Genomic DNA, 17,123 nt, shown 5'->3' on the forward strand with positions numbered 1-17,123 from the left:
TCCGCCTATTATGGTGCTGCCAAGTCCCCATGGCCTTCGCTGTGGGGATTTTTTTGTCGGTTTGGTAAGGGCAATCTAATTGGTAAGGAGTTTTTATTTTATGGAAATGTCAGAAAGTTTGCCAAAAGCGCGTGTGCAAATCGCCCATCCCGCAATTGCGATGCTGGGCCTCATGATCGGCGCGTTCGTCGGCATGTTCTCAGAAACTGCGCTGAATATCGCACTGCCGTCTTTGATGGCGTCACTGCACGTCACCCAGGGCACCGTGCAATGGCTTGTCACCGGCTACATGCTGGTAATCGGCATCTGCATGCCGCTGTCCAGTATGCTGACCAAGCGGTTTGACACCAAGAAAATCGTCCTGTTCGGCCTCGGTGCCTTCTTAATTGGCGCTGTGATCGCCGCCATGGCGCCGGCCTTCCCCGTCCTGCTGTTCGGCCGGATGCTGCAGGGAATCGGCACCGGGCTGGTCCTGCCGCTGATGTTCGCGGTCGCCATGCAGATTTTTCCGCCTTACCGTCTGGGCACGGTGATGGGGCTGGCCGCTTTGGTCATCATGTTCGCCCCTGCCATCGGCCCGACCATCACCGGGATCCTGCTGGGGGTTGCTTCCTGGCACGCCATTTTCTGGCTGCTCGTGCCGTTTTTGGCGGTTGCGTTCATTCTCACTGCCATCGCGCTGGACAACGCGTTTGAACAGAAAAGTATCCCAATCGACTGGGCATCGATTGCCCTTTCCACCATCGGCTTTGGCGGTATCGTCATCGGCACCTCGATGGCCAGTGACGCCGGCTGGCTTTCAGTGCGCGTGATTCTCGCACTGGTCGTCGGCATCGCGGCCTTGGCCTTGTACGCCGGCCGTCAGCTGAGCCAAAGCGCGCCAATGCTGAACCTGAAAGCGTTCAAAAACCGCGCTTTCACCACCGGTACCTTGCTGGTCATGCTTGACTTCGGCGTCATTCTCGCTTCAATGTACTTACTGCCACAATACCTGCAAAACGTGATGGGTCTGCCGGTTGCCATGACCGGGCTGGCCATGTTGCCAGGCGGGATTGTCAACGCCGCAGTCTCTGCCGTTGCCGGTCGCTTGTATGATCGCTTCGGGGCCAAGTGGCTCACCCGCGCAGGCTTCATCGTGGCCGCAATCGGCGTCGTAATCTTGATGTCGACGAACGCCCACAGCAGCCTGTCACAAGTCATCGCCGGCCACATCATCTTAATGATCGGTGCGCCACTGGCGATGTCACCTGCTCAGACTTACGGTCTCAATTCGCTGCCTGGCTCACAGAGTGCTGATGGCAGTGCTATCTTGAACACCCTGCAGCAAATCGTTGGCGCCGTGGCAACTGCCATTGCCACTTCGATGCTCGCTTTGGGGAGTGCCAGCCAGGCTGGCGTTGCCGGTTTGACCACAGGCGCTCACCTCGGCTTCGGTTTCGTTCTGATCATCGCCATCGTCGCCTTCGTCATTTCACTGGGCGTCAAGGGCAAGGTCAAGAGTGAAGACGTGCCGCTGAATTAGTCAGTTTACGTTATAAAACAGCCTCATGCGATCGTGAAACTCACGGTTGTGTGAGACTGTTTTTGTGTCTGGCCTCATCAATTAGAGACGGAATTTGGTATAATGAAACCGCTTAGATTTGTTCCCACAACAACTGCTAAAGGAAGGTCACTCATGTCACCATACACTGTCTTTATGGATATCGACGGCACCCTGGTCGGCGAAAGCCAGTATCCCACCAAGCGCGTCGTTGAGACGATCGCCAAGTACCGCGCACAGGGCCACCGCTTCTTCATCGCCTCGGGCCGGCCGCTGTTTTCCGCCAGCATGATGGCCGACCGCATCGGCCCGGACCTGGACATTATCTGCTCCAACGGCACGGTCACCCGCATCGGCGGCAAAATCGCGGCGCAGCACCTCTCCACCAACGCGCTGGAAGGCATTTGGCGCGTCGCCAAAAAGTATCAGCTCCCGCAGTATTTTTTCACCTTGGACAAAGTGCTCTACCTCACGCCGCTGCCTGAGGAAGTCTCCGGCGATGGCAAGAACCGCATCGCCGGCGAGGACCCGAGCAAGTATGTCGCCATTGACACGCTTGAGCAGTTGCGGGCCAACAGCGGCAAGATCATCAATGCCATCGCCATCGACCCGGACCTGGAAAAAGTCGCCCGCGCTCGCGTCGAAATGAACGAGCTTGCTGACGTTGACGCCTCTAGTTCTTACATCAACAACATTGAGATCACAGCCCATGGCGTCAACAAGGCGACGGCGATCCTCCGGGTGTGCCGCGAGCTTATCCAGCCGCTGGCACGCACCATGGCATTCGGCGACGGCTCCAATGACCTCGAAATGCTGCAAACTGTTCACTACGGCATCGCGATGGGGAACGCCAACGACCAGGTGAAGGCCGCCACCAAGTTTCACACCGCTGACCTGGACCACGACGGTGTCCCGGTGGCGCTCGACAAGTTCCTCGGTCGCGCTGAAGAAAATTGACCGCCGTATCATAAAAGCCCGGCGCCTTGCCGGGCTTTTCGTATGGCCTAGGGTTCTAGCAGCGTCTCATCCACGGCATACAATTCATCGTACTTCTGCTGCAGGTCGATGGCCGCTGTCTGATAAGTTTGCAAGTGTCCCTCCCTCAAGAACATGACGGAATCAGCCATGGTCGTGACATTGCCCAGCTGATGCGACGACATCAAAATGCTTTTGCCCTGATCCTTCAGCTGCGAAAAGATGCGCGTGAACAGCTCAATGCTGGTCGGGTCAAGCCCGTTCAGGGGCTCATCAAACAAGAGCAGGTCCGCTCCCGAAATCAGGTACATCCCCAGCAGCACGTGCTGCTTCATCCCCAGCGACATGCTGGCAACCCGCTTTTTGCGGTACTTCTCCATGCGCAGCACCTTGACGACGCGGTCGACTGACAGCGGCCCGCCCCACACGTCCTTCACGTAACCGAACAGCTCGTTGGGATTGAGACCCTCGTACAGCCGCGCAGAATCTTCAAGGAAAAAGAGATGCTTTAAAAATGCTTGCCGGTCGTGCCAGGAATCGTGGCCTAGCAGGCTCACGGTGCCGTGCTTGGCGCGCAGCAACCCGGTCACATTGCGCAGCAGCGTACTTTTGCCGGTACCGTTTGGGGCCACGAGCCCGACGATGGTGCCTGCCTCGATCGTAAAACTCAGGTCATCAAGAATCGGCTGCTTACCATAATTAAAGGAAAGGTTTTTCACTTCAAGCAAGAGACTCACTCCTTTCACGCGGCCTGGCGCCGGTGGACGACAACGTGGCCGGCAATCAGGAAGACCGCCGCCCAGGCAAATAACACCGTTAGTCCGAGCAAACCCTGGCCGCCGAATGGCCCGGCAGGATAGGTCTCCTGACTCATCATCAGCATCATACTGATGTCCGTGTGACTGCCAGGCAAGACCTGCAAGACTCCTGCAAGCGACGGCAGCCACTGCAAGACGGCCCGGCTCGGCAGCATGACCACGGCGGCCAAGGCAAGCGCTGTGGTGATCAAATTGGCGTGCCACTGCTTGAGCAGCAGCGCCAGCCCCGTCAGCATCAAGCTCACTGCAAGCAGCCCCAGCAGGTAGAAGGCCAGCGCCTTGAGCACTGGCACGATGATGGCACGCGTATCAGCTTTAAAGTCGACCCCAGAGCCCGAGAAGAATGCGGTCTGCCACGAGCCCATTCCGCCGCGTACGATGACAGGCACCGCCATCAGTATCAATGCCAACAGCACCATGCCAAACGTGGTCAGGCCGATGACCACCTGCTGATTGAGCAGTACCTGATTCGCCCGCATTGGCAGGAGAGCGGCAAACTCATCACGTTTGCCGCGTCCCATGGTGGTCAAGAAAGCGACCAGCACCGCAAGCGCCAGCACGACGTACGTGGTGTTCCCAAAATACATCACTTGGTTCAGCAGATAATTGGTGAACGGCGTCTGCGTATCAACAAAATCATAGAACGGCACGTGATGCGCCGCGAGGTACTCGTACTTGGGGGCGCGCATGTCAGTAGCGGAAAAAAAGGCGGTCACCGCCTTGGGATACGCGACTCGATCACCCGCGTTGACCGCCGCGGTCACTTTTTTTGCCAGCGGCAAGAGCTTCTTGGCCTGCTGGTAGGTCATGACCGTGGGTTGGGCCTTGGGGCCGGCTTTGATCACGCGCCGGATCGTTGCTAAATCACGCGATTCCATGACAGTGCTGGCATCGTCGCGCAGGACGGCGGCGGTAGTGCCCCGGGCCACCATCCGCCCACGCAGCATCGGCAGTATGAACAGCGTTGTGATCACCAGCGGAATCAGCCAGATCACCGGCCGCTTAAGGGCGAGCAGCCACTCCCATTTTTGTTGTTTCATCGCGTTCTCCTTTTATAGTCGTTGCCGGCACGCCGCAATGATCAGGCTTAAACTGCCTAGCGCTGCGGCCCAGCCGGCCAGTATCACCGGTCCCCAGCCCGGCGCAAGAATCCCTAAGGTCCCTTGGGGCAGCAGAGTCGCTGCAGGGTCCAGGTACGGAAACGGTGCCCACGGACCAAGCTGAAGTGTTGGACCAAACACGCACAGCGCCGCGAGCAGCAGTAACACCACGAAGTAATTGCGGATAAACTGCTGCAGCAAACTGTTGACGGCCGCCATAAAGGCTAACAGCGCCAAGATGTTGAGCAGAAACAACAGCACGAACCGGCCGGCCGTCATGACTTGGATGGCCTGACCCGCCGGCGCGAAGGCCAGCGGATAGCGCGCATCCCCAAAGCCACTGGTGAGCACAGGAATCACCAGTGCCAGTGCGAACACCGCAATCGTGGTGGCAGCAGCAATCACCCAAAACACGAGCTGCTTGGCCAAAAGGATTGTCCCCTGCCGCACCGGCACCAGCGCCGTGAACTCGCCGACGCGGCTTCGCTTATCCCAAATCAGGTAATAGCTGCTCCACACCGCGACAAACAGCAGTAGCCAAAGTGCGGGCACCCCGCGTTGGAGCGTGCGCGCAAGGGCCAGGCTAGCCGGCAGATTAGTCGCGGCCGGCGGCATAAAGACCTGATGGCGCTCGATCAAGATTTTTAGCACCACATCGTCTTCTCGGACCGGCAGTACGTCCATCGGTGTGCCGCCACTATCCACATAGACCCGGCCGGCGTTGATCTGCGCCACCATCGAGCGGCGCAGGCGGTACATCAGCTGGGTGAGGCGCCATGGCGACGCCTGATTCTCAATGGCCGAGGTCAGATCGTATAGCTGGTCTTGTTCCTTGCGCAGGTCCTCCTGATTCGGCCGGGCCCCTTTTGCATCGGCTTTGTCCGGAGCCTTCTTCTGAAGCTTAGCATCCGCCTTCATCAGTTCTTGGAGTGCCGGCACTTCCGCGTCGTAACCGCTGCTCGGCGCCAGGCGCGCGGTGTTGGGCCACATGAGAAGCAAGGCGAACACGAGCGCGAAGCCCAGCCAGCCCCAGTCGCGCACCACGCGCAGCCACTCGAAGCGAATTTGTCGTTTCACTGGTCCTGCCCCCTTGGATGCCACTTTAACCGCAGCCAGCACAGCCCTAACAGCCCGGCTGTCCAGCCCAATAACACCGCGATCCCGCCGCCAACTGAAAGCTGAGGCCAGCTCGCATCGCGAAGCAAGAGCGGCGCCGGCTGCCAGTGAATCAGCGGCACGATCAACACCAAAAAGCCCAGCAACAGGCCGACCAGCCCCAGCTGCCAAGGTTGTCTTTTCCATTCCAGCCCCACGTTGTTTGCCATCGCACGTCCCCCGTTGACCCGGCACCCAATAATAAGAATTTTTCTCATTATACAACGGATAACTAATCTTTTGCTCATTTTTGTCAAATAATTAAGCGCTTTCGTTCCTGCGCACAAAAAAACGCCACCGCGAACGGTGACGCCTGAATGAAGCAGCTAACGGTTAAACCTCGTGACGCTCGAACGGATCATCGGAGATGCCGCGGCTGAGAATCAGCTTCGCCCATTCCTTGGCGGAAAAGAGGCTGTGGTCCTTGTAGTTGCCGCAGGACTTGATGGTCGTGCCTGGCACGTCATCCCAGGTGATGTCATTGGCGATGGCTTCAAGACTCGACTTCAGCGCCTTGGCCACTTCGGTCGTGCTGTGCTCGCCCCAGGTGATCAAATGGAACCCGGTGCGGCAGCCGAACGGTGAGCAGTCGATGACGCCATCCATGCGGTCGCGCAGCAGGCTGGCCAGCAAGTGCTCGATGGTGTGCAGACCCGCGGTGTCAATCGCGGCCGTGTTTGGCTGCACCAGGCGCAGATCGTAATTGGAAATGGTGTCCCCTTTTTGCCCGTGTTCCTCAGTGATCAACCGGACGTATGGTGCCTTAACTTTCGTGTGATCCAATGTGAAACTTTCAACTTTAGCCATAGCTAGTGCCTCCTAAAAAATTTAAATGCCAAACTGCCGAAACTGATGCCGACGCAGAGCCGGTGAGTTGATCTTCACACATTGCGAGAAAAAAACGCCCCTTGGCTTAGCCGTTAACCTAAGCCAAGGGGCGTTTGCGCGCGGTGCCACCCTTGTTTGCGGAATGCTCCGCCTCTTGAGTACCAGTTGATACCCGGCAAGGTAACGGTTGCGCCCGGTCCAGCGGCGTGAACCGCTGAACAGCTATTTGGAGCTCATCTTCACCGACTCGTTGCGCGCCCTTTCTCACCAGCCGGGTTCTCTTTAGCGCTTGATTTCGGTTACTCTTCTCCGCAAAGCACGTGAATGAAAATCAACTATGTGGCTATCCTAATTTCTTTTCTTCATCGTGTCAACGGCATTTTCCAGCTGCGCCGCCACTTTCTCCGCCTGCTTGCGGGCCTGCATCCGCATCACGGCGGCCGCGACCGACATGCCGATGCCAATCAGCAAAATCACCCCGGCCACAATGCGCCAGGTGGGCGTGACGGCGGCCTGGATCTGCTCGACCACGATCTGGCTGACCCCGCCGAGCCTGATGTACTGCGCCAGCGCTGGAATCGACACGACCAGCGCGCCCAGGCCGGCGAGAATCGCGATGCTGTAAGTGAGCCGGCCGGTCACGCGCAGCCACCGCTCCCAGGAGTGCGCGCAAACGCGCATCACGGCCAGCACGATGACACCAAGGATGGCGCCGACGATCGCGGCCGTCTGGCAGATCAGCACCATCATCGGGTAGGCGATGCCGATGCCGTGCAGCATCATGGTGTCCAGGATCACCTCGTTGTAGTGTGCCGCGATGGCCTTTTCGACCGACACGCGCACCTCACCGGAGTAATTGGGGTCAATGGCCTTGGCGGCAGCCGCCAGCCGCGAATTCAGCGGCTTCAGCAGCGGCTTCAACGTCATGTGGCTGGGGTCGGTTTTGCTGATGTAAGCTTGGTCGACCCACTTGCTTCGCTGCGGCACGTCGCCAAAATTGGCGCTGATGGCAATGCCGGTCGCCACCCCGCGTCTGAGCGCCTGCGGGTCAATGAGCTCAGTCGTTGGCGGCAGCGTCACACCGGCCTTGGCTGTCTGGCGCAAGGCGCTGTTGTTCAACGTTTGCTGCAGGTTGGTCAAACTCTGCGGGTTGGTGACCGTCTGGATCATTTGATCCGTGTTGCCAAACGTGATTGCGAACCCGAAGCCCACGCCAAAAATGACCAGGATCACGCAGTAGATTAAGCCAAAAACCATCAGCCAGCCGCGGCTGACCGCCGTGTATCGAGTCCTTGCCATAAGTTTTCCTCCACGGCTATTATACCGAAGTTCGCCGACCAATGTCGGACCATATGTAGTGGCTCATCGCAAAAACGCTACTACCGGTTGCGGGTGGTTCGTGTTACATTAGACCCAGAACCTGTCAGAAAAGGAGCCCTCACCGTGATCAATTTGTTATACATATCCATCTCAGGCAACACCCGCGCGTTCGCCGAGCACCTCGCTGAATACGCCAAGGCCCAGCACCAGGCAAACGTCGAGCAGCCGCTGATTCATCTGGAAGAGGTGTCGGATGCCACCCAAAACGAAGGCGAGACTGCGCCGTATTTCGTCATGATCCCCACTTACCTGGACGGCGGCAACGGCATCGACAACGGCTTTCACGAGCTGATGACCACCGCGATGGGCGACTACCTGCGCGAACCCGGCAACGCCGAATGGTGCCGCGGCATCATCGGCTCCGGCAACCGCAACTTCAACGAGCAGTACTGCCTGACGGCCAAGGAATACTGCAAGGAATTCAATGTGCCATTTTTGGCTGACTACGAGCTGCGCGGCACAGCCAAAGACGCCAGCCGCATTTACGACATTTTGGTGAAAGTCAACCAGGCCTAACGCCAGTGGGCGTTGAACCAGCCTACCACGCGGTGTTGGTAACGGTTTGGCTGCAGCTTAAGACTCTGGGCATGCCCGGCTTTGGGCACAATCCAGAGCTTTTTTTCGCTGTGGTCTGCGGCGTACTCGCGGTGCACCATGCTGGTTGGCACAAAGGCGTCCTTGGCCCCGTGGATGAACAGGAGCGGTCTGGTGTTGTGATTCAGCGCAACAATCGTCGACGCGGCAAACACGTTGTAGTGGGCCTTGAGGCTGGCCGTCAGGGCCACCGCCGGGATCAGCGGGTAACGCGGCAATGAAAACAACGCCTGGCCCTGGGCGGCCAGTTCATCCATGATGCTGGTGTAGCCGCAGTCCTCAACAATCGAAACCACCTGCTTGGGCAGTTTTTCGCCGCTCAGGTACATCACTGTGGCCCCGCCCATCGAGACGCCATACAACCCAATCTGACTGGTGGGCCCGACGCGCCGGATCACTTGTTGAAGCCACTTGAGGTAATCCAACCGGTCCGCGTAGCCGTAGCCAATGTAGTTGCCTTGGGACTGGCCGTGGCCGCGGTCATCCGGGGCTAGGACGTTAAAGCCGGCCTCGTGGAAAAATTTGATTTGCCGGGCCATGTCTTCTTTGGTGTTCATGTAGCCATGCGCGACCACGATCGTTTTGGGGGTGTCATGCGAAGCCGGCACCCAGTCGGCGACCAGCCGCAAGTTGGCCCCGGCCGCCTGCTCGTGCCAGGTCTCCTTGGGCACTGTTTTCAGCCAGGCCTGCGCTTTGCGGACCGCCGGCTCGGTCGTGCTGCTGAGGAAGGTCTTGTGGCTCGGCACAAAAGCATAATTGTAGAAGTACAAGGACGCGCCGGCGATGGCCGCCACGATGACCATCCCGAGGCCGCTCAACAGAATTGTCCATTTGCGTTTCATGAGGTTCTCCAATCAATTAAATTTTCAGGCGTTAATGGTTGGCGCGCAATGCAATATAGGTTAGACTTATGGTAATGATACGGAGGAGGCACCGACCCATGAACGAAAAAGCGTTACGCGCTGGCTTTATCGATATCTATTTCAGCCTGATCAAACACGTTGAAGCAGATCTTTCCCGCCCGCTGGAAGACTTTAAGCTATCGTTTGAACAATACCAGATAATGACCGACCTCGCCAGTAATGAGGCCACCACGCTGACTGACATCGTCAAGCGCCGCAAGGTCACTAAACCCGCGATTGCCCGCCAGCTGCGTGTGCTGCGCGACTTGGGTTACGTGTCCCAGACGACGGCCAAGGACGACCGCCGGCGCCGCTTGCTGCAGCTCACCCCGCTCGGTAAGCGCGTCGAGGCTGAGGCCACCAAAGCCTCGAACGCCGCCTTTGACCAATGGGTTCAGATCCTTGGCAAGGATAAGCTGCTGGCCCTGCTAAATATGTTGCAAGACGCTGAAGATCAACTTCACCAGGCACAAACCCCGCGCTGATTGCCCTGCCTGCGGCCCCGCTCACCGGCGGGGCCTTTTTGCGCAAGGGCATAAAAAAACACCGCGGCCAAAATGCGGTGGCGGTGTCAAAGCGGATGCGTGTTTAAGTTTAGTACCAGCCGTATGCGTTCGAGTGCGCCAGGGCCTTGGACCAGCTGCCGTAGCGGCTGGAGACGTACTGATCGGCGACGCGTTCCTGGTTGGCGGCGGAGTAATCGCCGTGCAGATAGGAATTGGTCAGTTGGTACTTGCCGATGTACTGGCCGTTGCGGGCGCTGTAGGAACCGCCTGATTCGCGCTGGGCGATGGCAGCCTTCGCGGCGGCCTCATTGCCAGAGGCGCTGCTGGTGTAGCTGGTCGTGGTCCGCGGCGCGCTGTAACTCTTCGGCGCCGTGTAGCTGCGGGCCTGCGGCTGAGCGCTAGTCTGCGCTGCGGTTTGGGTAGGCGTGGTGGCCGGTGCGGCGGAGCCGGTGAGCTTCAGGACCTGGCCAACCGCGATCAGGTTAGGGTTAGTAATGTTGTTCAGAGAAGCCAGGGTCGCCTGGCTGACGCCGGTGGTCTTGGCAATGTCTGAAAGCGTATCGCCAGCTTTGACGGTGTAAGTCGTCGGGGCGGCAGGCTTAGCAGCTGCTTCAGTCACCTTCAGAATCTGCCCGACGTGGATGAGATTCTTATTGGCCAAGTTGTTGGCAACGGCCAGCTTGTCGGCGTTCGTGTTGATAGCTGCGGCAATCGCAGACAGAGTATCACCCGCTTTAACCACGTACTCGTCTGTGGTAGCAGCATCGGTCGTGGTGGTGGTGTGACCCATGACCACTGCCGTGCTTAAGGCTGCTGCCGTTGTGAAGAGCCATGCTAAATGTGAGTTTTTGATAATTATTCACTCCTAAGTTTTGTCCAGTATCAATTCAACACTCACCATGTTAACGATTGAAGGTCACAGGGATACCACAGCCACGTTACGAATCATGGAAAATTTGTATTATTGTCATGAAAATGTCGCATAACTGAGGCAAAATTCACTTTTTAGGCATAAAACCGCGCCTGGCGATCGCTCACCAGACGCGGTTACTCACTTTTTACAACAATGACGCGACGCCGCGCGGCAACTCTCCCGGCGCGTCGATGACGGCCGTGGCGTGCGCCTTGGCCAGCTCGGCCGCATCGCCGAAGCCGTACGTAACCCCGAGGGTCTTGACGTGGTTGTTCGCCCCGCCGATCATGTCGGTGTCGCGGTCGCCGATCATCAGCGCCTGCTGCGGGTCGGCGCCGCTTTCTTTCAGCGCGTATTCCAGCACCGCCGTTTTCGACGAGCGCACCCGCTCGTCCATGGTGGCGCCGTAGAGCCCGGTGAAGTAGCGGTTCAGCCCGAAGCGCTCGGCAATTTGAACCACCATCGGTTCGGGCTTGGCTGAGGCGATGTTCAGCGAATACCCCGCCCGCATCAGCCGGTCCAGGGCCTCTAGAATGCCGGGATACAGGCTCTGCTGGAAGATTCCCGTGGCCAGGTAGAACTCGTGGTAGTACTGAATGGTTTGGTCGACCTCGGCCTCGGACAGCGCCGGGTAATACTTGTTAAGGCTGCTGCCAAGCGACGGACCGATGAACTGCCGGTAGGTGTCATCATCGAGCAGCGGCAGGTGCTGCTTTTGGATCATGTAGTGAATGCTGTTGATGATTCCCTCTTGGGAATCGGCGATGGTGCCATCTAGGTCAAAAAACAGAGTCTTCAAGCTTTCTCCTCCAGTGCGCGGTGGCGGTTCAGGGCGTCCTTCAACATGAACGGAGCGATCAGCGTGGTCAAAATAATCACAATGATGACGCTGGAATAAAAATCACGGTGCAGCAGGTTCGCATCAAACCCGATCTGGGCGACGATCAGTGCCATTTCGCCGCGGCTGACCATGCCGGCGCCGATGATGTTGGCCTCGTGCCAAGACATTCCCGACAGCTTAGCCCCGGCACCGCAGCCGATCCACTTGGTGAGCAGCGCCAGCACCGTCATGATGACGATGAACCAGAAGTCGCGGCCGATACTGTCCAGGCGCATGTTCATGCCGATCGAGACAAAGAACACAGGAATGAACACCGCGTAGCCAATTGACTCAAGCGCCTTGTCCACCTCTGCGCGGTACTTGGTTTCGCTGACGGCCACTCCAGCAAAGAACGCGCCGATCACCGCTGACAGGCCGAACAGGTCGGCCAAGTACGCCATCCCCAGGCACAGCAGCAGTGACCCGATCGTCACCGAGGAACTTGGCAGCAGCCGCTCGGCCATGTGCATGACAAACGGCGCGAGCCACTTAACCACCAGGAAAATCAGGCCAAAGTACGCGACCTCTTCCAGCAGGGTCAGCCACAGCGGCGCCGTGCTCGTTGCACTGCCGGTGCCGAACACGCTGACGGCCACGCTCAGGATGATCACCGTCAAAATGTCATCGACCACTGCGGCGCCCAGGATGGTCGCGCCGCTTTTGCTATCCAAGGCGTTAAGCTCCTTGAGCACCTCGACGGAAATGGATACCGACGTCGCGGCGTAGGTAATGCCCAGAAACGCGGCGGCCACAAACGAAAAGCCCCACAGCTCGGCAAAGGCAAAAATCGTCACCACCGGCACGATGACGCCGATCACCGCGACCAGCACCCCTGGCCGAAAATACTTTTTCAGCAGCGTCAGGTCGCTTTCCAGCCCGGCGATGAACATCAAAAGCACCACCCCGATCTCCGAAAACTCGGTGATCATGGTGCTGGGATGGAGCCAGTCGAGCACCGCGGGACCAAAAAGGATGCCGGCCAGCAGTTCGCCGATCACCGCGGGAATCCCGATTTGTAAACTAAAATGACTCAGCACCAGAGTGGCGAGCAAAATCAGCGCCAAAGTGCCCAAATAGGCCATATGTCCTCCTTACTGCAGCAGCAGCTGGTAGGCGTTGCGCTCCGGGACCGGCTCATCCAGATACACGATGCCCCGGTACGTGAAGCCGTTGCCCAAGATGACGTGCTGCATGATCTGATTCTGGGCGTGCGTGTCAATACGCAGGTCGCGGAACCCGCGGCCGTATGCTTCGGTGATCAGGTTCGACATGAAGAGCTTGCTCAGGTGCTGGCCGCGAATTTTCGCGGAGACAGCGAAGCGGTGGATCATCATGTACGGCGCGTTCCCCTGCCAACCGTCACCATCGATTTTACCGTAGAAGGGGTCCGGCCCTTCCAGCAAGCTGGCGTTGCCGGCCACCGCCCCATCGACGATCAGCAGGCGGTTGGTCTCTTTTTCGATGTCAGCTTCAACTGCTGGCTTATCCGGATAAGTCCCCTGCCACTGGTTGATGTGCTGGGCGTGCAGAAATGCGCGTGCGTCCTCAATAATGCCCATGATTGCCGGAATGTCTGCTGCTGTGCCTTTGCGTACGTATATTGTTGCCATGATGTACCTCCGCCCAAAATTGTAATAGTAGATTTATTGTCGCGCAAAATGGCCGGCTTGGCAATTTGTCTGCGTTGCTTGACGCCACAAAAAAGCCGCCAAATTGACGGCTTTGAATCACTATTCGGTTGGCAGCTCGTGGTGCGCCGCCATCAATTTCATCGGCGGTTTCGGGCCGTGATGGCGGCCGCAGTGCGGGCCGTGATGCGGCATCATTGCCCGCAGCTTGGCCTGCTTCGTGCGCTCTTTTTCCGCCTTCAGCTTCTGGTGGCCCAGGATCACTTGGGTGGTGCCGATGATCATCAGTGCGATCGGCACCACATGAATAACGGCCAGCGGGATCACCAGATCAGGATTCTCTTTGATCGTGTTATCAAACGTGTGCAACGGTTCTGACGCGGTATCTGCAATTTGTTTCACGAGTGCCTTCGTGTCCTTGAACATGTGCATCGCCTCCTGAGTCCATCATACCAATCTCGCCGGAAAATGTAACCGCTAACGGCTGACTATTTCACCCAGCCGAGTTAGCGATTCTGCGCTGCCAGCCACTCACCCAGGTGCTGGAAGTAATCGACCGGGTTGTCGAGCATCTGGCCGTGGCCGGCGTTGGGCGTGATGTGCAGCGTCGCGTGCGGAATGGACTTTTGCATGCGCTGCGCGGCGGCCAGCGGCATGGTCTCATGGCCGCCAAAGGTCAGGTACGTCGGCACGGTGATTTTGCCGATGTCCGCGCGCCGGTCCCAATCCTTCAGAGCGCCTACCATCACGAACTCGTTGTCGCCTTGGAAGTAGTTGTAAACCGGTGTGGCCATGGTCGAGATCAGGTGGCGCGGCTGCGGATCCGCGGCGTGGTGCAGGTAGTGCTCCCCCAGCTCGGCGACCAGCTGCTGGTACTTCGGGTCATCAAAGGCGTGCTCGGCTTCAATGTGCTTCATGTAGGCCACCTGTGCCGGCGAAAACATTTTCTCGCGAATCGCGTTGATGTTATCGATGTACTCGTCAAGGTTGTCGATCATCGAGCTGAGGATCAGGCCTTTCAAGTGCGCGCCGTACTTCAGCGCGTATTCGATGGCCAGCACCCCGCCCCAGCTTTGGCCCAGCAGGTAAAACTGGTCCAGGCCCAGCTGCTGACGGACTTCCTCGACCTCATCCACGTAATACGAAATGTTCAAGAACTTTGCGCGAATGGCCGGGTCGTCCCAGTCCGGCTGATCCGAGTACCACGAGCCCAGCTGGTCGTAGCGCGTGACCTGTACGCCGTACGGAGCAAGTTGCTCGGCGAAGTTTTCAAACACTTCGTTGGTGCCGCCGGGGCCGCCGTGCAGCGTCATCAACTGAATCTTCCCTTGCCCACGGGTCTGAGTCCACAGGTGATAGCCGTTGGCCAGGGTGACAAAATGGGTCCCATTTGGTGCTGTTTTCATCGTTATCAACTCCTATTGCATCAATTATGCACCTTTTGCCGCGCGATAAAAATATCTTAAGCAAGGGTCATTGCGCGTCCGCCGCGTGCCAATTCGTTAAAATAGAGAAAAAGGAAGGAAGTGGCGCAATGGCTTTTGAGCAAACACCCCTCACCGGGTTGACCAGCCAGCAAGTGACCAAAAAAATGGCCGCCGGCGAGCACAACACGAAACCCGTCAGCTTGACTCGCTCGCCCAGCGCCATTATCAAAAGCAACACGCTGACGCTGTTCAACTTCGTCAACTTGGCCCTGGGTGTGCTGATTGCCACCACTGGCAGCTACGCCAACCTGCTCTTTTTGTTTGTGGCGATCATCAACACCGCCATCGGCACCTTCCAGGAGCTGCGTGCCAAGCGGCAGCTCGACAAAATGACGATTCTGGCTGAAACCCCGGCACAGGTCATGCGCGATGGGCAACTGACCGCGGTGCCGCAAGAGAAAATTGTCCTGGGCGACCTGATTCAGCTGCACCGCGGCGACCAGATTCCCGTCGACGGCACGATCCGGCAAACCGCCGGCGCCGAGGTCGATGAAAGTCCCTTGACCGGCGAGGCCAACGCAATCGCTAAACATCCCGGCGACGCCTTGATGTCCGGCAGCTTCATCGTTGCCGGCCAGCTATTGATGCAGGCCACTGCAGTCGGCGCCGATACTTTTGCCGCAAAGATCACCGATTCTGCCAAGGCCGCCCGTCATCCCCAAAGCCAACTGCTCGCAACCATCAACCGCATCATCCAGATTCTGACCTACGTGCTGATTCCGCTGGGCGTCGTGTATTTCACCGTCGCTATGATCCGCCGCGGCAATTACAACCGGGCGATCCTGTCCACCGCCGCGGCGATGATCGGCATGATTCCCGAGGGCCTGGTGCTGCTGACGAACGTGGCGCTGGCGGTTTCGGCCATGAACCTAGGCCGCAAGCGCGTGCTGGTCAGCGCCCTGCCCGCCATTGAGGCGCTGGCCCGCGTCGACGTCTTGTGTCTGGACAAAACCGGTACCATCACGTCCGGCCAGTTGCGCGTGGCTGGAGTTTACCCCGAGCGGGGTGAAACCGAGGACACCGTCAGCCAGGCCGCCGTAGCCGTGACCTACGCGTTGAACGATGACAACGAAACGGCGCTGGCCATCAAGCAAGCCTGGCCGCAAACACCTAGTGTGACCACTCTCAGCACGGTGCCGTTTTCGTCGGCGCGCAAGTGGTCCGGGGCCACGTTCGCCGACGGTCATAGCCTGCTGATGGGCGCGCCGGAATTTATTTTTGGCGCCAGCCTCCCAGAAACCAGCCGGCAGCGGATCCAGCAAGCGACCCGGGCCGGTTTCCGCGTCCTGGCCGTGGCGGCCACGGACCGCGGCCTGACCACCCCGCTGCAAGCCGTGCGCCTGCTAGGCTTTATCACCATCGCCGATGAGGTCCGCCCCGCGGCAGCCGAAACCCTGGCCTTCTTCGGCACACAGGACGTGACGTTGAAGGTGATTTCCGGTGACAATCCCCTGACCGTCGCCAATGTGGCGCAGCAGGCGGCGCTGCCGCATGCCGACCAGGCCATCGACATGAGCACCGTGGCCGATGACGCCGACTTTAACGCCTTGGCCGAGCGCTACACCGTCTTTGGCCGCGTCACCCCGCCACAGAAGAAGCAACTGATTGCGGCACTTCAACAAAATGGCCACACGGTCGCGATGACCGGCGACGGCGTCAATGACGTCCCGGCGCTGCGCCAGTCCGACTGTGCGATTGCGATGGCGAGCGGCGCCGAGGCCGCCAAGTCGATTGCCGACTTCACGCTGCTGGATTCGAACTTTGACGCGATGACTGGGGTACTGAATGAAGGCCGCCGCGTCATCAACAACATTGAGCGTGTGGCGTCGATGTACCTGATTAAAACGATTTTTTCGGTCATCCTCACCGCGATTTTTGTCTTCCTGCCGCTGGATTACCCCATCACGCCGATCAACCTGACGCCGGTGTCAGCGATCTGCGTGGCCATTCCGTCGTTCTTCCTGACGCTTGAGCCCAACTTCACCCGCGTGACTGGCCGTTTTCTGCAAAAAGTTATGATAATCGCCGCGCCCGCCGCCTTGGCCATCGTGATTTACACGTTGCTGCTGACGCGGTTCGAGTATGTGTTCAACTGGTCGTTTGCCCTGACCTCGACACTGGTCGTCTTCATGATCGGCGTCATCGAATACCACGTGGTGCTGCTGGTCTCGCGGCCGTTCAACCGGTACAAGGCGGCCATGGTCCTGCTGGTCGCCATCATGTTCTTCCTGACCTTCTTTGTGGTCAATCGCGTATTCGCGCTGGCGAACCTGTGGGACTGGGGCCGGGCGCTGTTTTACCTGCCGCTGCTGGCGTCCAGCGTGCCGGTCTACCTGCTGCTTCAGGAATTTCTCGGGCGGCGTATCTTGTCTAAAATCAACTGGCGCTTCTAGCACGCAAAAGGCCGGTGCAAAATT

General features: G+C 58.5%; 18 protein-coding genes. 5 read left to right on the plus strand and 13 right to left on the minus strand.

The window, feature by feature from the left end; translation table 11 throughout:
• Positions 1 to 100: 100 nt before the first annotated feature.
• Positions 101 to 1,522 carry a DHA2 family efflux MFS transporter permease subunit gene (locus tag JUE30_RS02825; RefSeq protein ID WP_203623534.1) on the plus strand — a complete coding sequence of 474 codons (1,422 nt, stop codon included), beginning with the start codon at positions 101 to 103 and terminating at the stop codon, positions 1,520 to 1,522.
• 153 nt (positions 1,523 to 1,675) lie between these two features.
• Positions 1,676 to 2,497 (plus strand): HAD family hydrolase, encoded by an 822-nt coding sequence (locus JUE30_RS02830; protein WP_203623535.1) that lies wholly within the window; start codon positions 1,676 to 1,678, stop codon positions 2,495 to 2,497.
• 47 nt (positions 2,498 to 2,544) lie between these two features.
• Here JUE30_RS02830 and JUE30_RS02835 read toward each other — a convergent pair whose 3' ends face one another.
• From JUE30_RS02835 to JUE30_RS02860, 6 genes are all read right to left on the minus strand, one after another.
• Entirely contained in the window at positions 2,545 to 3,234 is a 690-nt protein-coding gene (locus tag JUE30_RS02835) for an ATP-binding cassette domain-containing protein (protein ID WP_239061349.1), read from the minus strand.
• Positions 3,235 to 3,257: 23 nt separating this feature from the next.
• A complete protein-coding gene (locus JUE30_RS02840) occupies positions 3,258 to 4,373 on the minus strand; it encodes a hypothetical protein (RefSeq protein ID WP_203623537.1) in 1,116 nt (371 codons plus the stop codon).
• 12 nt (positions 4,374 to 4,385) lie between these two features.
• Positions 4,386 to 5,510, minus strand: coding sequence for a hypothetical protein (locus JUE30_RS02845; RefSeq protein ID WP_203623538.1), 1,125 nt, complete (start codon positions 5,508 to 5,510; stop codon positions 4,386 to 4,388).
• Positions 5,507 to 5,758, minus strand: coding sequence for a hypothetical protein (locus JUE30_RS02850; RefSeq protein ID WP_203623539.1), 252 nt, complete (start codon positions 5,756 to 5,758; stop codon positions 5,507 to 5,509). Before JUE30_RS02850 ends, JUE30_RS02845 begins: the two co-directional genes overlap by 4 nt.
• A gap of 163 nt (positions 5,759 to 5,921) precedes the next feature.
• Entirely contained in the window at positions 5,922 to 6,395 is a 474-nt protein-coding gene (locus JUE30_RS02855) for an S-ribosylhomocysteine lyase (RefSeq protein ID WP_125756070.1), read from the minus strand.
• Positions 6,396 to 6,764: 369 nt separating this feature from the next.
• Entirely contained in the window at positions 6,765 to 7,715 is a 951-nt protein-coding gene (locus JUE30_RS02860; RefSeq protein WP_125756072.1) for a hypothetical protein, read from the minus strand.
• Positions 7,716 to 7,859: 144 nt separating this feature from the next.
• Here JUE30_RS02860 and nrdI point away from each other — a divergent pair, with 144 nt between their 5' ends.
• Positions 7,860 to 8,312 (plus strand): class Ib ribonucleoside-diphosphate reductase assembly flavoprotein NrdI, encoded by a 453-nt coding sequence (nrdI, locus tag JUE30_RS02865; RefSeq protein WP_191988014.1) that lies wholly within the window; start codon positions 7,860 to 7,862, stop codon positions 8,310 to 8,312.
• Here nrdI and JUE30_RS02870 read toward each other — a convergent pair.
• A complete protein-coding gene (locus JUE30_RS02870) occupies positions 8,309 to 9,232 on the minus strand; it encodes an alpha/beta hydrolase (RefSeq protein ID WP_203623540.1) in 924 nt (307 codons plus the stop codon). The two genes, nrdI and JUE30_RS02870, sit on opposite strands and share 4 nt — an antisense overlap.
• A gap of 98 nt (positions 9,233 to 9,330) precedes the next feature.
• Here JUE30_RS02870 and JUE30_RS02875 point away from each other — a divergent pair, with 98 nt between their 5' ends.
• Positions 9,331 to 9,777, plus strand: a complete 447-nt coding sequence (locus JUE30_RS02875) for a MarR family winged helix-turn-helix transcriptional regulator (RefSeq protein ID WP_164506187.1) — start codon at positions 9,331 to 9,333, stop codon at positions 9,775 to 9,777.
• 109 nt (positions 9,778 to 9,886) lie between these two features.
• Here JUE30_RS02875 and JUE30_RS02880 read toward each other — a convergent pair whose 3' ends face one another.
• From JUE30_RS02880 to JUE30_RS02905, 6 genes are all read right to left on the minus strand, one after another.
• On the minus strand, positions 9,887 to 10,588 hold the full coding sequence (locus JUE30_RS02880; protein WP_239061347.1) for a LysM domain-containing protein: 702 nt from the start codon (positions 10,586 to 10,588) through the stop codon (positions 9,887 to 9,889).
• Positions 10,589 to 10,856: 268 nt separating this feature from the next.
• Positions 10,857 to 11,510, minus strand: a complete 654-nt coding sequence (locus JUE30_RS02885; protein WP_125756080.1) for an HAD hydrolase-like protein — start codon at positions 11,508 to 11,510, stop codon at positions 10,857 to 10,859.
• Entirely contained in the window at positions 11,507 to 12,673 is a 1,167-nt protein-coding gene (locus JUE30_RS02890) for a cation:proton antiporter (protein ID WP_125756082.1), read from the minus strand. The genes JUE30_RS02885 and JUE30_RS02890 overlap by 4 nt, the downstream gene beginning before the upstream one ends.
• A 9-nt stretch (positions 12,674 to 12,682) precedes the next feature.
• Positions 12,683 to 13,201, minus strand: a complete 519-nt coding sequence (locus tag JUE30_RS02895; RefSeq protein ID WP_203623541.1) for a GNAT family N-acetyltransferase — start codon at positions 13,199 to 13,201, stop codon at positions 12,683 to 12,685.
• Between the two features lie 120 nt (positions 13,202 to 13,321).
• The gene (locus tag JUE30_RS02900; RefSeq protein ID WP_203623542.1) at positions 13,322 to 13,645 is read right to left on the minus strand and encodes a hypothetical protein; all 324 of its coding nucleotides are present in this window, start codon (positions 13,643 to 13,645) and stop codon (positions 13,322 to 13,324) included.
• A gap of 80 nt (positions 13,646 to 13,725) precedes the next feature.
• Positions 13,726 to 14,625, minus strand: a complete 900-nt coding sequence (locus tag JUE30_RS02905; RefSeq protein ID WP_125756088.1) for a proline iminopeptidase-family hydrolase — start codon at positions 14,623 to 14,625, stop codon at positions 13,726 to 13,728.
• A 128-nt stretch (positions 14,626 to 14,753) separates the two neighbouring features.
• Between JUE30_RS02905 and JUE30_RS02910 the strand changes: the two genes are divergently transcribed.
• Positions 14,754 to 17,099 carry a cation-translocating P-type ATPase gene (locus tag JUE30_RS02910; protein ID WP_203623543.1) on the plus strand — a complete coding sequence of 782 codons (2,346 nt, stop codon included), beginning with the start codon at positions 14,754 to 14,756 and terminating at the stop codon, positions 17,097 to 17,099.
• The last annotated feature ends 24 nt before the right edge of the window (positions 17,100 to 17,123 follow it).

It is taken from the genome of Lacticaseibacillus sp. 866-1, from assembly GCF_016861825.1.
GTDB lineage: Bacteria > Bacillota > Bacilli > Lactobacillales > Lactobacillaceae > Lacticaseibacillus.

Excerpts from the sequence above, each read along its gene's own strand:
- JUE30_RS02825 (WP_203623534.1), top strand. The coding sequence starts at position 101 with ATGGAAATGTCAGAAAGTTTGCCAAAAGCGCGTGTGCAAATCGCCCAT.
- JUE30_RS02830 (WP_203623535.1), top strand. The coding sequence starts at position 1,676 with ATGTCACCATACACTGTCTTTATGGATATCGACGGCACCCTGGTCGGC.
- JUE30_RS02840 (WP_203623537.1), bottom strand. The coding sequence starts at position 4,373 with ATGAAACAACAAAAATGGGAGTGGCTGCTCGCCCTTAAGCGGCCGGTG.
- JUE30_RS02850 (WP_203623539.1), bottom strand. The coding sequence starts at position 5,758 with ATGGCAAACAACGTGGGGCTGGAATGGAAAAGACAACCTTGGCAGCTG.
- JUE30_RS02855 (WP_125756070.1), bottom strand. The coding sequence starts at position 6,395 with ATGGCTAAAGTTGAAAGTTTCACATTGGATCACACGAAAGTTAAGGCA.
- JUE30_RS02860 (WP_125756072.1), bottom strand. The coding sequence starts at position 7,715 with ATGGCAAGGACTCGATACACGGCGGTCAGCCGCGGCTGGCTGATGGTT.
- JUE30_RS02870 (WP_203623540.1), bottom strand. The coding sequence starts at position 9,232 with ATGAAACGCAAATGGACAATTCTGTTGAGCGGCCTCGGGATGGTCATC.
- JUE30_RS02875 (WP_164506187.1), top strand. The coding sequence starts at position 9,331 with ATGAACGAAAAAGCGTTACGCGCTGGCTTTATCGATATCTATTTCAGC.
- JUE30_RS02880 (WP_239061347.1), bottom strand. The coding sequence starts at position 10,588 with ATGGGTCACACCACCACCACGACCGATGCTGCTACCACAGACGAGTAC.
- JUE30_RS02890 (WP_125756082.1), bottom strand. The coding sequence starts at position 12,673 with ATGGCCTATTTGGGCACTTTGGCGCTGATTTTGCTCGCCACTCTGGTG.
- JUE30_RS02895 (WP_203623541.1), bottom strand. The coding sequence starts at position 13,201 with ATGGCAACAATATACGTACGCAAAGGCACAGCAGCAGACATTCCGGCA.
- JUE30_RS02900 (WP_203623542.1), bottom strand. The coding sequence starts at position 13,645 with ATGTTCAAGGACACGAAGGCACTCGTGAAACAAATTGCAGATACCGCG.
- JUE30_RS02905 (WP_125756088.1), bottom strand. The coding sequence starts at position 14,625 with ATGAAAACAGCACCAAATGGGACCCATTTTGTCACCCTGGCCAACGGC.
- JUE30_RS02910 (WP_203623543.1), top strand. The coding sequence starts at position 14,754 with ATGGCTTTTGAGCAAACACCCCTCACCGGGTTGACCAGCCAGCAAGTG.